Genomic DNA, 15,957 nt, shown 5'->3' on the forward strand with positions numbered 1-15,957 from the left:
TTAGTGCGGTGGTTAGGGCGAAGTGAGTGGCTCATAAGATGCGCATTCAGCGCCTCTGCACTTAACCGGCAGGCAACGAAAAACCTGCGTCAGTCGACGGTTTTTTCCGATGACCGCGAACTGAACAACACCCACGCAAGAGCAACACCGGCGAGCGCACCGGCGATTTCCAGCACCACACGGCTGCCAAGTTCGTTCGGATCGTGGATGGTGGCCAGGAAGATGCGCGCGTACAGCGGCGATTCCAGCCGCACGATGCCCATGTAGAACAGCTTCCACGCATCGATGCCGGCGGCGATGATCACGGCGATGACGCAGGACCAGCCGATCGCATGCCCCGCTGTCCAGTGCAGGAGCCGGCACAGCTGCGACCACAGGAAGTACACCAGCAGCCCGACCAGCATGGCGATGGCGCCGGCTTCCAGGGTACCGAGCAGGCCGAAGTGCAGGGGAAGATTCATCGGGTGGGCAAACGTAGGATGGCGGCCAGTGTAAGGGTATCGGCAGGAGGGCGCTCTGCACCTGCGGTAGCGCCGGCCGCTGGCCGGCAACATCAACGAGAGATGGCGCACCAAATCATTGCGAGGGTCGAAGTCAGATCCGTTTTTCTATGGAGAACGGATCTGACCCCAGTCCATCAAGGGTGCCAGCTACCGCACGGGAACGTCGTAGGCGGTAGCGGGATCCGGTTCCGGTTGGAACGTGTAGTGCCACCACTCCTGCGGATAGTTCACGAAACCACGCCGTGCCATTGCCTGCACCAGTTGCCGCCGGTTCGCCTGCTGCGTCTCACTCAGCCCGCTCGTCTGCGTATGCGCACGTGGCCCGAAGAAGTCGAAGTCAGTACCCATGTCCAAGGGCGTACATGCACCGCTGCGGCAATCCAGCAGGCCCAGATCCACCGTGGCACCGCGGCTGTGGCCGGAGCGCTCGGCGATGTAGCCGTCAGCCAGCAGGCGTGGCTTGTCCAGATCCGGGTACTGCTGCGCCTTGCGCGAGAGCTCGCGCGGATCGTTCACCCAGGCCATGAACGCCTGCACCGAACGCACCGGCCGGTAGCAGTCGTAGAGGCGCAGGCCGAAACCATCGGCGCGCAGGTCCTGTTCCACCTGTGCCAGCGCCTTCGCCACCGGCGCCAGCAGGTAGCACGAAGGCGCCTCGTAGCCGGGCACGCGCGCGCCGGTGAAGTTGTTGGCACCCGCATAGCGGATATCCAGCTCGATGCGCGGCGACAACGTGCGGATCTCCACCAGTCCGGCGCTGGCCGCGTCGGTGGCCGGTGAAACGCGCGGTGGCTCAGCGGCGCGGGTGGTCGCCGCCAGGGCAATCGCCAGTACGAGTGAAATGCAGGTCCTGGAAGTCATAGCTGAAGTCGATGTCCGGATCGATGGCGCGCAGGTCCAGTGTTGGTGTGTGGCCTTCGCCGGGCTGCAGCCACGCCTGCGCGTCTTCGCCCAGCGTATCCCAGCGCAGCAGCCAGCGCCCCTGCAGCTGCCGCACGGCCCCCTGCAGCCGGGGCGACTTGTCCACGCTGAAGCGCAGGCCGTCCTTGCCCGGGCAAAGCGAGGCCGGCCCCAGCCACGGATCGGTGTAGCGGCCCTGCCAGCGCGGCAGATCGGCGTCCGATGTCGGCCGTGCCTCCGACGTCGCCGGCCGCTGATGGCCGCTTGCCGCGCGCGTAGCCTGGTCAGCCTTCAGTTCGGCCAGGTACGCCAGCGCCGGACGCGCCTCATCGGGGGCGGTGAAGCGCTTCAGCGCGGCCTGCATCAATGCGGTGCGCGCATCCTCGCCTTCACCGTTGATCAGCATCACCACGCCCACCTTGCGGTCAGGCAACAGCGCCAGCGACGAGTACATGCCCGACAGGGTGCCGGTGTGCGCCACCTTCCACTGCCCATCCATGTCCGACACCCGCCAGCCATAGCCGTAGCCATAGAAATGCGCTTTGTCCCAACGCCGCTGGCGTTCACCCAGCGCCATCGGCATGTGCAGGGTCCACAGCGTACGGCGCTGCTCAGCGTCCAACCAGCCGGGCGCGAGCGTGGGATCGAGCAGCACCTGCATCCAGCGCGTCATGTCGCGCAGCGAACAGCGGATGCCGCCGGCGGCCATCGAGGGCAGGTCCGGGCTGATCGCTCCATCCGCGTTCACTACCGCGTTGCGATCACCGCGCCAGGCATGCGGCTGCGCCACGTTGCCCACCCGCTTCACCGACCACGCCCCAACCTGGCAGCGGGTCATGCCCAGTGGTTCGAACACCTGCTCGCGCATCAGCTGGTCATACGGCTTGCCACCGGCTGCCGCCGCCACTTCGCCGGCCACCACGTACATCAGGTTGTCGTAGGCGTAGCGGCTGCGGAAACTGCTGACCGGCTTCAGGTGCGCCAGCCCCGCGATGATGTCGGCACGGGTGAACGCGTTCGGCTCCGGCCACAGCATCAGGTCACCGGCGCCCAGGCCGAGGCCGCTGTTGTGGATCAGCAGGTCGCGCACCTGCATCTGCTCGCCCACCCATGCATCGTGCATGCGGAAGCCCGGCAGATGTTGCTGCACCGGATCCTCCCAGCGCAGCATCCCCTGCTGCACCAGCCGCGCCAGCAGGGCGGCGGTCATCGCCTTGCTGTTGGAGGCGATCTTGAACAGCGTGTCCTGGTCGATGCGGCCGCCGTCGCCGCGGGTCCCCTCGGCGTGGCGATAGACCACCTGCCCGTTGTCGACCACCGCCATGGCCAGCCCGGGCAGGTGCTCGTGCTGGACCACGGCGGCGACGTCGGCATCGAGGGAGGCGGTCGCGGTGGTCTGTGCCACCGCAACCGGGAACACCGCCAGCGCCGCCGCGCAGACGCAGTTTCGAGCCTGCCGTGCGGGCTTCAGTAGGCCCATGTCACGGTCAACTGCGCATAGCGCGGTGACTGGAAGCCGGTGCCGTAGCGGTACAGCGGGTTCGGCGTGCCGATGCTGTCCTGCGGCTCGTAGTCCTGGTCCACGGTCACCACGCGCTGCTGGTTGAGCACGTTGTACACCGCCAGCTTCAGGCGCAGATCGGTGGGAATCGGCACCTTGTACGAGACGCTCACGTCCAGGTCATAGGTCCAGGGCGTGCGGCCATCGCCACCGCGTGGCGAATGCACGAACACGCGCTGGGACGGAACCGTCGCCTGGCAATTGGACACGCACACGTAGTAGCTGTGGAAGTCGGTGTCGTCGAACGGATTACCGGCGCCGAAGCGGGTAATCGGGCTGCCCGACTGCACGCCCAGCGTGGCCGCCACACTGAGGTTCTCGGTCAATGCGTAGCTGCCACGGAACTTGAACTGGTGGCGGCGGTCGTTGGCCAGGTAGCCATAGCCACCGTAGTTGACCCAGGGGTTGTCGAAGTTCTCGGTGCGCCCTGCATCGGCGAAGTCGGTATCGGAGTTGACCGGGCCTTCTGCGTTGCCGCGACCGTATGCAAGGGTGTAGGACGCGTTGAAGCCCCACTTGCCGTCCCAGGCGCGGTCGACCTGCAGTTCCAGCGCCTTGTAGTCACGCTTGGGCTTCACCCAGCCGCGCTGGCCGACATAATTGCCGTTGTCGTCATACAGCGCCCAACCTTCCTTCGAGGTGTCGATGCTGATCCAGCCATCGTTGCGGCCGTCGCAGTCGGTGTCACCCCACACGGTGTTGGTGCGCCCCGGGTTGCCCATGATCCACACGCCGTCGATGGCACCACACTGCCCGGTCGCGGTGATGTTCATGTCATCGATGGCATTGTGCAGGCGCCGGTAGGTCACGCTGGCGCCTACCGACCAGGCCTCGTTGATCATCTGCTGGAAGCCCAGGATCGCTTCATCCTGGTAGACCGGGTCCATTTCCCGGTTCACTTCCGCGCGCAGGTCCGGCACGCTGCCGTCGCCCTGCGAGTTGTCCACTGGGCCGATCTGCGCGCCCAGGTTGGGGATGTTGTTGGCTGCGCCGGTGTAGCCGAGGAACTCGTACCAGGTGCGCTCGTCGAGGAAACCACCGGCCTGCTTGATGTTGATGACGTTGGCCACCGGCAGGAAGTATCGGCCCAGGTTGCCGAACACCTTGGTCGTGCCATCGCCGCGCACGTCCCAGGAGAAGCCCAGGCGCGGGGCCAGCATGTCGTCGATCTTGATGTAGCTGCTGCCGTCGCCGCCCTTGTTGTCGAAGGCTTCCAGGCGCAGGCCCATGTTCAGCAGCAGATTCGGCGTCACCTGCCAGTTGTCTTCCAGGTAGTAGGCCGAGTTGATCGTCTCGAAGGCCCCTTCCACTTCATAGCGACGGGTGCGCACGACCACGCCACTGGCCGGCACCACGCCACCGTTCAGCGAGCTGCCGGGAGTGCGGTAGTAGATGTCGTAGCGGAATCCACCCGGGCCCGGATAGGCGCGGCTGTAATCGGAGGTGTTTTCCTCCCGATCCAGGCCGAACCGCAGCAGGTGGTCGCCCAACGTCCATTCGAAGTCCGCGCGCGCGGCCTTGCGCGTGTCCAGCGCCGACTCCAGCTGCGAGCTGCTGGTGCAGCTGCGGTCGCCCTGCAGCGACGGCGGCACGCCCTGGCCGGCCGTGCGGTTGTCGAACACGCGGTTGCAGTTCTGGTCCATCAACGAGCTCTGCACACGGTTGCGCTTGTTCTCGCCGTACATCAGCTTCATGGTCAGGTCGTTGTTGACCTGCCAGCTGTAGGTACCGGACCAGTTCTTGCCACCCACCGTGTTGTAGATCTGGTTGCTGCGCTCGCCCACGGTCTGCCCCGTGGCGTAATCGTAGGCGTAGACGTCGGTGAGGGTCTTGCTCTTGTCCGAGAAGCCGAACAGCGACAGCATCTGGTTGTCGGTGATCTGCCAATCGATCTTGCCGCCCCAGAACGGATCATCGGCCTTGCCCTGGCTCAGGCGCGTGCCGGCGTCATTGGTCGAGGTGGGGCGGTAGTCGCGTGCCTCGTACATGCCGAAGAAGAACAGGCGGTCCTGCACCAGCGCACCAGAGGCGAACACATTCAGCGCGCTGCGGCTGTAGTCGTCGCGGCTGGCGGTGATGTAGCGGCTGCCGCTGCCGTCGTAGCGGTCGCGTGCCTGCGACTGCCACGCGCGCGGCTCGAACACCAGTTCGGCACCGGCCTTGAAATCGTTGCTGCCCGAGCGGGTCACCGCGTTGATGACGCCGCCGGTGCTGCGCCCGAACTCCACCGAGTAGCCGCCGGTCTTGACCTGGAATTCCTGGTAGAACGAGAACGGCACCGACGAGAAGCCGACCCGGTTGTAGAAGTCGGTGACGTTCAGGCCATTGATGTAGACGGTGTTCTCGGCCACCGACGAACCGCCGAAGGAAATGCCCTGCCCGCCCAGCGACCCCTTGCCCTTCACCGCGCCCGGCGCGAGCAGCGCCACCGCGGTGATGTCACGGTCCACTGGCAGGCGCGACAGTTCCTCGCGGGTGATGTTGGTGGCCGACTCGGTGGACTTCACATCCACCATCGACACCACCTGCGGCGCCCGCACTTCGACGGTGCCCAGGGTACTGACCGCACCCAGCGGCACGTTGACCGTGGTGGCACTGCCGAGGCTGACCGTCACCTGGCCGACGCGGCTGGCCCCTCCGCCGGGCAGGCTCACCTCCATCTCATAGGTGCCGACCGGCAGCAGCGGAATGCGGTAGCTGCCGTTTGCGTCGGCCTGCACGGAGCGCACGAAGCCCGTTGCCGGGTTGCGTACGGTCACCGTGGCACCGGCCGGGACCTGGCCGGCATCGCTGACCAGCCGGCCGACCACTGAACCATCCTGTGCGAATGCGCTGGGCGCGATCACGCCCAGACACGCCCCAAGGGCGACGCACAACGCCGCCCGCTTGATGCTGTAAGACTTCATCCCCTGCTCTCTCCTGCAAGAATTGAATGGTGTGGAATGCGATGTGTCGCGCTAGCGTTGCCTGGCTGGCAGTACCCGCCACTGGAAGTCGTAGCTCCATTGGTCGAAGTACAGGTTGCCGCCTGCCCACTCGGCCTCGCCACGCTGCGAGTCGACCGTTTCCGAGCGGTAATGCTGTTTGGCCGGCACGAAGGGCTGGCCGAAATCATCGTTGAAGGCGATGCGGTAGCCATCGAGGCCACCCAGGTAGAAGTCGCGCAGTGCCGGTACATCGCTGGCCAGTGCGCCAGTGGTCACGTCCATCGGCAGCCAGCCAAACGGCGCCAGGTAGACCTGTCCCCAGTCATGCAGGTTGCTGTAACCACTGCCATCGTCGGAGAACACCATGCCCGACTGCCAGCGTGCGGGGATGCCGTTCAGGCGCAGCAGCGCGATCAGCAGCAGGGTCTGCTGCCCGCAGTCGGCATGGCCGGCACGCAGTGCGTAGTCGCTGATGTTGCTGAGCGTGGAATATTCGCGCGCACCGGCCCACGGAATGCGGTCGACCGCGGCAAACAGCCTGCGCACCACTTCATACGGGCGCGTCTCGCCCTGCAGCACCTGGTCGGAGAACAGCTTCAGCGCCGGGGTGAAGCGCACATGCGGCAGCTGCTCGGCCAGGTAGGGCTTCAGGGCCGGATCGGCCGGGGTCGGTTGCACTACGGCCGGGTTGATCGCGGTATGCCGGGCGAAGATCGTGACCGCGTAGCGGATCTCGAAGCGGGTCGGCTGCCCGGCGACCGCTTTGGCTTCGAGGTAGGCGGTGCGTTGACGGGTATGGGCCGGAGCCACGCGCGCCTTGCCCGGGCTGCTGCCCAGCCACTGCACCTGCTCCTGCTGGCCGGGGATCTCGCGCGGGTACGGAATCCACGCGCGGATCGTTTCACCGGCGGGCACCACATCGGCTTTCACCGTGAGCGACTGGGTGAATTCATAGCGCTGCGGCAGTACCGACGCCTGGCCACTCTGTTCGGCCGCGGCAACCACGCCTGCGTGGTGGGCGTTGAGCACTTCGTTGGGGCCCGGAGGCGGCATCGGTGCATCCGCGCGGCGGCGCGCGCGTGCTTCGTCGCTGAGCAGGAACAGGTTCGAGGGTGCGCGCTTGAAGTACCAACGCTTGCCATCGATATCGAGATGCTCGATCAGGCCAAGCTGGTCCCAGCGCGCGAATTCCTCGTCGGTCAGATCGGGAATGCCGCGCCGTACGGCGTCCTTGGCGGCGTTTTCGTCGAGGGCGAAATCCAGGCGGATGCGGCGCATGCGCTCGCGCTGGAACGCCTCGTCTGTGGCGGCGGGTGTAGTGGCCAGCTGCGCATCGGCGTCGCGGAAACGGCCGCTGTCGACCAGGTCGATCACCTGCACTCCCCGCGCGCGCTGCTGGCTGCTGCGCTCGCCTGCTGCGTGCGTGGCCGACACCCACAGCAGCAACACGGCAGCCAGGCCGGCGGCGGCAGTCAGACGCGGTTTGCGAACGGCAGGATCCACAGCGACACTTCCCCAGCGCGGGTGGTAACGGCTGTGTAACACGGGCCGGGATGTTGGTCAATAATTTATTCTTGCTTTCGGGGCCAAAAGGAATAAATATTCCAACAGGCATTCGAGGAGGGTGTGCACCGCATGAGCCTGGCTTTCCGCGAACGGCATCGGCATTGGCCGCGCCGCTTGACCCTGGCCCTGTGCCTGCTGGCCGCTCCGGCCTTTGCACAGGCGGCCCCACCGCCCGACCCGGGTGCGCCGCTGCCCTATGTGATCGGCCTGCACGAGGCCTATCTGACCCCGCAGTACTGGGCCGCGCGCCTGGACAACGCCGATGCGCCGATTCTGGATCGCGCGCAGATCGAAGCACAGAACGCGCGGATGCGGGCGCAGGACAGCCACATCCAGGACATCGCCACACTGCCCGCCCAGCTTGATGCGGCGACGGTTCGCGCCAGCATCACCGCGCTGTCGAGCTGGCCCACCCGCGCCCTCTACAACGACAAGGGCCAGGCGATCGCACCCGCGCTGCGCAGCACGATCGAAGCCAACCTCGGCCTCGATGCGATTCCCACACAGGTGGCACCGGCCTACGGGCTGGTGGTGAAGCGTGCCGCGCTGCGCACCTTCCCCACCCGCGAGCGCGTCTTCAGCACCGTCGGTGACACCGACATCGACCGCTTCCAGGAATCGGCACTGTTCCCCGGCGACAAGGTCGCCGTGGTCCACCGCAGCGCCGACGGCCGCTGGCTGTTCGTGCACAGCGAGCGCTACAGCGCGTGGATCGAAGCCGACGCCATCGCCGGCGGCGACAAGGCCACGGTGCTCGGCTACGGCGCAAAGGGCCCGTACCGGATCGTCACCGGCGCCACCGCACAGACCGCCTATACCCCGGAGGAGCCGCGCGTCTCGCGCCTGCAGCTGGACATGGGTATACGCCTGCCGGTGCTGGCCGACTGGCCCGCCGCCGAACCGGTGAACGGCCAGCAGTCCCACGCCTCGTGGGTGGTGCAGTTGCCGGTGCGCGAAGCCGATGGCCGCCTGAAGCTGGTACCAGCGCTGCTGCCGCGCTCGCAGGACACCGCCGCCGATTACCTGCCGCTGACCCCACGCCTGTTGCTGCAGCAGGCCTTCAAGTTCCTGGGCGAACGCTACGGCTGGGGCCACGACTACGACACCCGCGACTGCAGCGGTTTCGTCTCCGAGATCTACCGCAGCTTCGGCGTGCTGCTGCCACGCAATACCAGTGCACAGGCAGTCAGTCCGGCACTGGACCGCCTGCCGTTCACCGGCAAGGACGGCAAGGCGGTGCGCGACCGTGCCGTCACCAGCCTGCAGGTGGGCGACCTGGTCTACATTCCCGGTCATGTGATGATGGCCATCGGCCACGTCGACGGCCGCACCTGGGTCATCCACGATACGGCGGGCGGCAGCTGGTTCGGTGCCGACGGCACGCGCGTGCAGGCCCATCTCAATGGTGTTTCGGTCACGCCGCTGGAGCCGATGATGGCCAGCGATACCGTCCGCTACATCGACCGCATCACCAACATCCAGCGCCTGCGGGCCAAGACCCTCTGAATGAAGATCACTGCCATCGAACTGGGCATGCTGCGCGTGCCGTTGAAGACACCGTTCAAGACTGCGCTGCGCACGGTGGAAACCGTCGAGGACGTGGTCGTCCTGATCCGTACCGATACCGGCAACACCGGTTACGGTGAAGCCCCGGCCACCGCCGTGATCACCGGCGATACGCACGGCTCGATCATCGAAGCGATCCGCCACTTCATCGCCCCGCGCCTGATCGGCCAGGACGTGGTCAACCTCAACCACCTGTGCACGCTGGTGCAGACCGCGATGGAGCGAAACACCAGCGCCAAGGCGGCGGTGGAGATCGCGCTGTACGACCTGTGGGCGCAGCTGCACGGCGCCCCGCTGTACCAGATGCTCGGTGGTGGCGACCCGGTGATCACCACCGACATCACCATCAGCGTGGACTACATCGACAAGATGGTGGCCGATTCGTTGTCGGCGATCGAACGCGGCTTCGAGTCGTTGAAGATCAAGGTCGGCAAGGACATCGGACTGGACATCGAACGGGTCAAGGCGATCCATGCCGCCGTGGAAGGCCGCGCCCTGCTGCGCCTGGACGCCAACCAGGGCTGGACCGCCAAACAGGCGGTGCATGCGATGCGTACGCTGGAGGAAGCCGGCGTGGTACTGGAGCTGCTGGAGCAGCCGGTGAAGGCCGCGGACATCAGTGGCCTGAAGTACGTCACCGACCGCGTCAACACGCCGGTGATGGCCGACGAAAGCGTGTTCAGCCCCAGCCAGGTGATGGACCTGATCCAGCAGCGCGCGGCCGACATCATCAACATCAAGCTGATGAAGACCGGCGGCCTGTCCAACGCGATCCGCATCGCCGACATCGCCGGCATCTACGGCGTGCCGTGCATGATCGGCTGCATGATTGAATCGAGCATCAGCGTGGCTGCGGCTGTGCACCTGGCCGTGGCCAAGAGCGATGTGATCACCAAGGTCGACCTCGACGGTCCCTCGCTGGGCCAGTTCGACCCGGTCAGCGGCGGCGTGCATTTCAACGAATCGGAGATCAGCATCAGCGACGTGCCGGGGCTGGGCATCACCGAAGTGCGTGGGCTGGAGATGCTGGGTTGATTTCTGCCTTGCGGCTGACGTTGCGTGCCACTGACGCTGGGTCGCGCGTTACTTTTCTTTTCGCGAAAAGAAAAGTAACCAAAAGAAACGCTCCGCCGGCCGCGAGCCGGTGCTACGCACCGGTTCCCTGCGCTCCTCGGCCCGTCGAGGGACGGCGCGGGAACTCGCTACGCTCAGACACCCGCGCCTCTTCGCCCTCGCCGGACCTGCGGTGCTCGGCTCGCTACAAGGCGGACTCAACGTCCAATGCAACAGCTGCACCCAGTAGATCCACGCCATGCGTGGATGCTTTTGCTCTTGCTTCTGCTCTACCCCGTATCCCCTTCGCGGCTGGCACGCGCGCGATCTGTCCGGGGTCGGGCGGGTGGGGCTTGCAGGGGTGTCCGCGCCATGGGCCCGAGGCATGCCTCGGGCGGGTTGGGCAGGACGCCCAACCCCGGTCTTGCCGTTTGCGCAGGACAGCGCAAACGAGCAAGCGCGGCCAAGCCTCCATGGACGGATTCACGGCGTCCCCTGCAAACCCCACCCGCCCGACCCACTCCATGACCTGCTCTACGCTGCCAACCGCAACGCGTTCCCCTATGCTCCAACGCACGCCCCCCGGACACCCCGCATGCCGCCCCTGCTGAAGATCCGCACCGAGCGTGGGCAGATGTCGGCCATCGAGCGCCGCATCGCCGACTTCATCCTCGACAACGCCCACCTGCTGCGCGACTACTCGTCGCAGCAGCTGGCCAGCGCGTTGGGCATCAGCCAGTCCAGCGTGGTGAAGTTCAGCCAGAAGCTCGGTTTCAAGGGCTACCCGGACCTGAAGTACTCGATCGGCCAGGATGTGGCCCGCGCAGGTGCCGATCCGCAGCAGGCGCCCGACGAACCCGACAGTGGCGATGACTACCTGCGCCTGGGCGAGGCCCTGCGCCGCAGCAAGGCGCAGGCCGAGGAGGAAACACGCCAGGCCAATCCACGCGAGGAGATCGAGCGCATCGTGCAGCTGCTCGACGGCGCACCCAAGCTGTTCGTCCATGGCCTGGGTGACGACGGCCTGTTCGCCCGCGAGTTCGCCATGCGGCTGTCGCTGCTCGGCCTGCTGGTCGTGCCGCACACCGACCCGATCCTGATGCTGGCCAACCTGTCGGCCGCCCGTCCCGGCGATGCGCTGCTGGTGTTCTCCGAATTCGGCAACCTGCCACAGCTGTCGCAGCTGTCGCGGCAATTCCAGGACATGGGGGGCAAGGTGATTTCCATTACCCGCCACACTGCCAACCCGCTGCGCGCGCATGCTGATGCGGCACTGGCGGTCTGCGCGCACGACCGCACGCCGCAGGTCGCGCAGCTGCTGTACCGTAGCGCCATGCACGCCCTGCTCGATTTCCTGTTCGTGCTGCTCTGCCACACCAATCCGGACCGCCGGCAGCAGCTGGCGGTGAACCTGGAGCGGATCGACCACCTGCTGGATTCCTGACCGGAGCACCTGTTGATGAAATCGCTGGTCCGCCTTGCCACCACCGCACTGCTGCTTGCTGCGACGGTGTCCGTTCACGCGGCGCCGCTGGATGGCGCGCGCCAGCTGATCGTGGTCACCAGCGAAGGCTGGGACAGCACCCAGGGGCAACTACAGGCCTATGTGCGCGACGGCCAGGGCTGGCACCCGCATGGCCAGGCGTTCCCGGTGGCGCTCGGCCGCACCGGCAGCGCCTGGGGCCTGGGCCTGCATCCGGCGCAGGCCGATGGACCGCAGAAGCAGGAAGGCGATGGCCGCAGCCCGGCCGGCATATTCGCGCTCGGCAGTGCGTTCGGCTATGCGGTCACCCGCCGCGGCACCGCCATGCCCTACCAGCCGATGCTGGACAGCAGTTACTGCATGGACGTGCCCAGCTCGCCGTTCTATAACCGCATCGTTGATGAAAAGAAGGTCGGCAGCGCAGCGGTCAAGGGCTCCACCGAGCCGATGCGGCTGGATCTGCACAACAAGGGCGACGTGCGCTACCGGGAGGGCTTCGTCATCGCCCACAACCCGGACAACCAGCCTGGCAAGGGCAGCTGCATCTTCGCCCATCTGTGGCGCACGCCCGGCGAGGCCACCGCCGGCTGTACCGCCATGCCACAAGCACGCATGCAGGCGCTGCTGGACTGGCTGCGGCCGCAGGATATGCCGCGCTTCGTGCTGCTGCCGCGCACCGAGTACCAGCGACTGCAGGTGCAGTGGCAGCTGCCCGCGCTGAGCGGAGGCGCCCGTTGAGCGCGCAGGACGAACCACAGCTGCAGCGCGCGGTCAGCCGCTGGCAGATCGTCGGCCTGTCGATCAACGATGTGATCGGTAGCGGTATCTACCTGCTGCCGGCCGCCACCGTCGCCCTGCTCGGCCCCTTCAGTCTGTGGGGCGTGGTCGCCGCTGGCATCGTCGTCGCGCTGCTGGTGCTGTGCTACGCGCAGGCCGCCAGCTACTTCGATGAACCCGGTGGCAGCTACCTCTACGCACGCGAGGCCTTCGGCCGCTTCGCCGGATTCGAGATCGGCTGGATGATCTGGCTGACCCGCATCAGCTCGGCGGCCGCACTCAGCAACGCGCTGGCCGATGCGGTCGCGCGCTTCTGGCCATGGGCCGGCGCCGGCATGGGCCGCATCGCGGTGATCGTGGTGTCGCTGGGCTTCCTGACCGGCGTCAACATCATCGGCGTGCGCTCGGCCGCGCGCACCGGCGTGGTGCTGGTGATCGGCAAGATGCTGCCGCTGCTGCTGTTCGTGGCCATCGGCGCGTTCTACATCGACCCACAGCTGACCTTCTCCGGCCAGCGCCCGGACCCGCATGACCTGCAACGGATGGGCGAGGCCGCCTTGCTGCTGCTGTACGCCTACGCCGGCTTCGAGAACATCCCGGCCGCCGCCGGCGAGTACCGCAATCCGCGCCGCGATATTCCGTTCGCGCTGATCACCATGATCATCACCGTCACCGTCATCTATGGCGCGGTGCAGGTGGTGGCGCAGGGTACGCTGGCCGGCCTGGCCAGCTCGGCCACGCCGCTGGCCGATGCCGCAGCCGGTTTCGGCGGCGAGGCGCTGGCGCTGATCCTGACCATCGGCGCGACCATCTCCATCCTCGGTACCAACAGCAACACGATGATGATGGGCCCGCGTTTCCTGTTCGCGCTGGCCCGCGATGGCTACGGGCCGAAGATCCTGGCGCAGGTGCATCCGCGCTTCCATACGCCGGCCGCATCGATCCTGTGCCAGGGCCTGATCGCGCTCGGACTGGCGCTGTCCGGTTCGTTCGTGCAGCTCGCCCTGCTGTCGATGACCACGCGCCTGTTCGCCTACATCGGCACCGCTGCCGCCGTCCTGGTGCTGGCCAAGCGCTACGCGGATCGCCCAGGCGCGTTGAAGCTGCCCGGTGGCCCGCTGATTCCGGTGCTGGCGCTGCTGCTGTGCCTAGCCCTGTTCGCCAGTGCCAGCTGGCAGAACATCGCCGCTGCACTGGTGGCGTTTGCGATCGGCGCGGTGATCTACAGGCTGCCGCGCAAGGATGCCAGCGCCGGGTGATCGATGGCGCCGGGCCACGCCGGGCGGATTGACTTGGCGATCACGCTACCGGACCGGGCGGTTAACCGCCACGCAGGCACGATGAGGCTTCGTCCATAACGGAGCCTTCCATGACCGAGTACCAGATTCCCGGCCGCGTACCGGACGACAGCACGCCGCGCGATGCGGTCAGCAACTACTGGCGCGAACGCTACACCGCCGAACCGTACTACGACGACCAGCTGTTCTTCGAGGACTACGAGCCGGCCTACCGGATCGGCCACGCCGCGCGCGCGCAGGACATGATCCGCGCTTACGAGCAGGTCGAAGCCGAGCTGGAATCGCGCTGGGCCAACGAGCGTGGCCACAGCCGCCTGGAATGGACGCAGGCACGCAATGCGGTGCGTCGTGGCTGGGAAGACGCACAACTGGCGGATCCGCGGCTGGCACGATAGCGCCAGGCTTCTGCAGAGCCGAGCCTACGCTCGGCTCTCGCACCACGTCTGTAACGTCGAGCCACGCTCGACTGAGCCGAGCATGGCCCGGCTCTACACCGGATCGATCACTCCTGTTCCGGCAGCGGCGGAACGATCGCGCTGCGCTTGCTCTCGCCACCACCGGCGGCGATCAGGTCGCGGGTGTTCTTCTGCACAGCCACCGCACCGAACAACGACAGCGCATACGCCATGCCGTAGAAGCCCTTCTCGCTGGGTGCCAGCGTGGCGTTCCACAGGCCGACCAGCAGCAGCATCAGTGCCGACAGCAACGCGAACCAGCACAGCGCGTAATACAGGCCGCTGACCGGAATGCCTTCGACGCGGTCGCGCACGCTCTTCTGCAGCGACACCGCCGCGAACAGGCCGAACAGCAGCAGGGTCAGGTAGTAGCCCTTCTCGTTGAGCGCCATCGTGGCATTGAACAGGCCGATCAGGTACGCCGCCGCACCCAGCAGCAGGGCCACCCACGAGGCGGCGATGAAGGCGGTGGAGGGCTTGTGGGGCATGGCAGTGTTCATTGCAGGTCCTTGGCAGGCAGGCGGGCACGCTTTGCCCGGGCGTGCCCACCCTAGACGATCCCGCCGCGCTCGCACAGGGGGCGCAGGACCTTCGGGCCACGACGCTCACGGCGCCGGTGGTATACAAGGGACAGCCCGGCCATCCGCATCCCCGCACTGGAGATACCCATGACCCGCACGCCCCTGCTGCTCGCCCTCGGCCTTGTGCCGATCCTTGCCACCTCCGCCTGCAACGCCGCCGATCCGGCTTCGGGTACCGCCCAGGCCACAGCTCCTGCAGCCACCGCCACCGACCAGCGGCCGTTCACCGCCACCGACGTCAGCCGCTTCGACCAGCCCTGGGCCATGACCTTCCTGCCTGACGGCAGCCTGCTGGTCACCGAGAAGCGCGGCAAGCTGCAGCACCTGGACCCGGCCAACGGGCAGAAGCACGAGATCACCGGCGTTCCGAAGGTCGCCTATGGTGGCCAGGGTGGTTTCGGCGACATCATCCTGCACCCGGATTTCGCCCGGAATCATGTCGTTTACGTCAGCTATGCCGAGGAAGGCACGCTGGATACCCGCGGTGCCGCGGTGGCCCGGGCCACGCTGGCACTGGACGCCAACGGCGGTGGCCAACTGAAGGACCTGAAGGTGATCTGGCGGCAGAGCCCCAAGGTCAGCGGCGAGGGCCACTACGGGCATCGCCTCGCGTTCGGCCCCGACGGCAAGCTGTGGATCAGTTCCAGCGAGCGCCAGAAGTTCGATCCGGCCCAGGACATGGGCGGCAACCTCGGCAAGATCATCCGCGTCAACGACGATGGCAGCCTGCCCGCCGACAACCCGTTCGCCTCGCAGGGCGGGGTTGCCGCACAGGTGTGGTCGCTGGGCCATCGCAACATCCTGGGCATGGCCTTCGACGCCAACGGCAAGCTGTGGGCGCATGAGATGGGACCCGCCGGTGGCGACGAGTTGAACCTGATCGTGCGTGGCGCCAACTACGGCTACCCGATCGTTTCCAACGGTGACCACTACGACGGCCGTCCGATTCCCGACCACGACACCCGCCCGGAATTCGCCGCCCCTAAGGTGACCTGGACGCCGGTGATCTCGCCGGCCGGCTTCGTGATCTACAGCGGAAGCCTGTTCCCGCAGTGGAAGGGCAGCGGCTTCATCGGCGGCCTGTCGTCGACCTCGCTGGTGCGCGTGGCCTTTGATGGCGACAGCGCGCGCGAAGCCGAACGCTTCAACATGGGCGAGCGCATCCGTGAAGTGGAACAGGGCCCGGATGGCGCCCTGTGGCTGCTGGAAGACGGCAGCAAGGCGCGCCTGCTGAAGCTCACGCCGAAGACCTGAGGTAGTGCCGGCCGCTGGCCGGCACCCTGGATC

General features: G+C 66.8%; 13 protein-coding genes. 7 read left to right on the plus strand and 6 right to left on the minus strand.

Annotated elements, in window-relative coordinates; genetic code table 11:
* Positions 1 to 89: 89 nt before the first annotated feature.
* The 5 genes from KXV01_RS17010 to KXV01_RS17030 form a co-directional block, all read right to left on the minus strand.
* Positions 90 to 461 carry a hypothetical protein gene (locus KXV01_RS17010; protein ID WP_235649884.1) on the minus strand — a complete coding sequence of 124 codons (372 nt, stop codon included), beginning with the start codon at positions 459 to 461 and terminating at the stop codon, positions 90 to 92.
* Positions 462 to 650: 189 nt separating this feature from the next.
* A complete protein-coding gene (locus tag KXV01_RS17015) occupies positions 651 to 1,364 on the minus strand; it encodes a M15 family metallopeptidase (RefSeq protein ID WP_263467955.1) in 714 nt (237 codons plus the stop codon).
* Entirely contained in the window at positions 1,297 to 2,883 is a 1,587-nt protein-coding gene (locus KXV01_RS17020; protein ID WP_263467956.1) for a serine hydrolase domain-containing protein, read from the minus strand. The genes KXV01_RS17015 and KXV01_RS17020 overlap by 68 nt, the downstream gene beginning before the upstream one ends.
* On the minus strand, positions 2,871 to 5,870 hold the full coding sequence (locus tag KXV01_RS17025; protein WP_263467957.1) for a TonB-dependent receptor: 3,000 nt from the start codon (positions 5,868 to 5,870) through the stop codon (positions 2,871 to 2,873). Before KXV01_RS17025 ends, KXV01_RS17020 begins: the two co-directional genes overlap by 13 nt.
* 51 nt (positions 5,871 to 5,921) lie before the next feature.
* Positions 5,922 to 7,394, minus strand: coding sequence for a transglutaminase-like domain-containing protein (locus tag KXV01_RS17030; protein ID WP_263467958.1), 1,473 nt, complete (start codon positions 7,392 to 7,394; stop codon positions 5,922 to 5,924).
* 132 nt (positions 7,395 to 7,526) lie between these two features.
* On the opposite strand from KXV01_RS17030, the gene KXV01_RS17035 reads away from it, so the two are divergent.
* From KXV01_RS17035 to KXV01_RS17060, 6 genes are all read left to right on the plus strand, one after another.
* Positions 7,527 to 8,963, plus strand: coding sequence for an SH3 domain-containing protein (locus tag KXV01_RS17035; RefSeq protein WP_263467959.1), 1,437 nt, complete (start codon positions 7,527 to 7,529; stop codon positions 8,961 to 8,963).
* Positions 8,964 to 10,058, plus strand: a complete 1,095-nt coding sequence (locus tag KXV01_RS17040; RefSeq protein ID WP_005412042.1) for a dipeptide epimerase — start codon at positions 8,964 to 8,966, stop codon at positions 10,056 to 10,058.
* 613 nt (positions 10,059 to 10,671) lie between these two features.
* The gene (locus KXV01_RS17045; protein WP_263467960.1) at positions 10,672 to 11,520 is read left to right on the plus strand and encodes a MurR/RpiR family transcriptional regulator; all 849 of its coding nucleotides are present in this window, start codon (positions 10,672 to 10,674) and stop codon (positions 11,518 to 11,520) included.
* A gap of 15 nt (positions 11,521 to 11,535) precedes the next feature.
* Entirely contained in the window at positions 11,536 to 12,297 is a 762-nt protein-coding gene (locus tag KXV01_RS17050; RefSeq protein ID WP_099495492.1) for a L,D-transpeptidase family protein, read from the plus strand.
* The gene (locus KXV01_RS17055; RefSeq protein ID WP_263467961.1) at positions 12,294 to 13,595 is read left to right on the plus strand and encodes an amino acid permease; all 1,302 of its coding nucleotides are present in this window, start codon (positions 12,294 to 12,296) and stop codon (positions 13,593 to 13,595) included. The genes KXV01_RS17050 and KXV01_RS17055 overlap by 4 nt, the downstream gene beginning before the upstream one ends.
* A gap of 110 nt (positions 13,596 to 13,705) precedes the next feature.
* Positions 13,706 to 14,029: a hypothetical protein gene (locus KXV01_RS17060; protein WP_049411344.1), complete on the plus strand. Its 324-nt coding sequence runs from the start codon at positions 13,706 to 13,708 to the stop codon at positions 14,027 to 14,029.
* Positions 14,030 to 14,136: 107 nt separating this feature from the next.
* Here the strand turns inward: KXV01_RS17060 and yiaA are convergent, their stop codons facing one another.
* On the minus strand, positions 14,137 to 14,589 hold the full coding sequence (yiaA, locus tag KXV01_RS17065) for an inner membrane protein YiaA (protein ID WP_014645710.1): 453 nt from the start codon (positions 14,587 to 14,589) through the stop codon (positions 14,137 to 14,139).
* Positions 14,590 to 14,757: 168 nt separating this feature from the next.
* Here yiaA and KXV01_RS17070 point away from each other — a divergent pair, with 168 nt between their 5' ends.
* Positions 14,758 to 15,924, plus strand: coding sequence for a PQQ-dependent sugar dehydrogenase (locus tag KXV01_RS17070; RefSeq protein ID WP_263467962.1), 1,167 nt, complete (start codon positions 14,758 to 14,760; stop codon positions 15,922 to 15,924).
* Positions 15,925 to 15,957: the final 33 nt, after the last annotated feature.

The organism is Stenotrophomonas sp. Ps181 (assembly GCF_025697425.1).
In the GTDB taxonomy this organism is placed as follows: domain Bacteria; phylum Pseudomonadota; class Gammaproteobacteria; order Xanthomonadales; family Xanthomonadaceae; genus Stenotrophomonas; species Stenotrophomonas sepilia.

Coding starts and splice junctions, on each gene's coding strand:
- KXV01_RS17035 (WP_263467959.1), top strand. CDS start 7,527: ATGAGCCTGGCTTTCCGCGAACGGCATCGGCATTGGCCGCGCCGCTTG.
- KXV01_RS17060 (WP_049411344.1), top strand. CDS start 13,706: ATGACCGAGTACCAGATTCCCGGCCGCGTACCGGACGACAGCACGCCG.
- KXV01_RS17070 (WP_263467962.1), top strand. CDS start 14,758: ATGACCCGCACGCCCCTGCTGCTCGCCCTCGGCCTTGTGCCGATCCTT.
- yiaA (WP_014645710.1), bottom strand. CDS start 14,589: ATGAACACTGCCATGCCCCACAAGCCCTCCACCGCCTTCATCGCCGCC.
- KXV01_RS17010 (WP_235649884.1), bottom strand. CDS start 461: ATGAATCTTCCCCTGCACTTCGGCCTGCTCGGTACCCTGGAAGCCGGC.
- KXV01_RS17015 (WP_263467955.1), bottom strand. CDS start 1,364: ATGACTTCCAGGACCTGCATTTCACTCGTACTGGCGATTGCCCTGGCG.
- KXV01_RS17045 (WP_263467960.1), top strand. CDS start 10,672: ATGCCGCCCCTGCTGAAGATCCGCACCGAGCGTGGGCAGATGTCGGCC.
- KXV01_RS17040 (WP_005412042.1), top strand. CDS start 8,964: ATGAAGATCACTGCCATCGAACTGGGCATGCTGCGCGTGCCGTTGAAG.
- KXV01_RS17050 (WP_099495492.1), top strand. CDS start 11,536: ATGAAATCGCTGGTCCGCCTTGCCACCACCGCACTGCTGCTTGCTGCG.
- KXV01_RS17020 (WP_263467956.1), bottom strand. CDS start 2,883: ATGGGCCTACTGAAGCCCGCACGGCAGGCTCGAAACTGCGTCTGCGCG.
- KXV01_RS17025 (WP_263467957.1), bottom strand. CDS start 5,870: ATGAAGTCTTACAGCATCAAGCGGGCGGCGTTGTGCGTCGCCCTTGGG.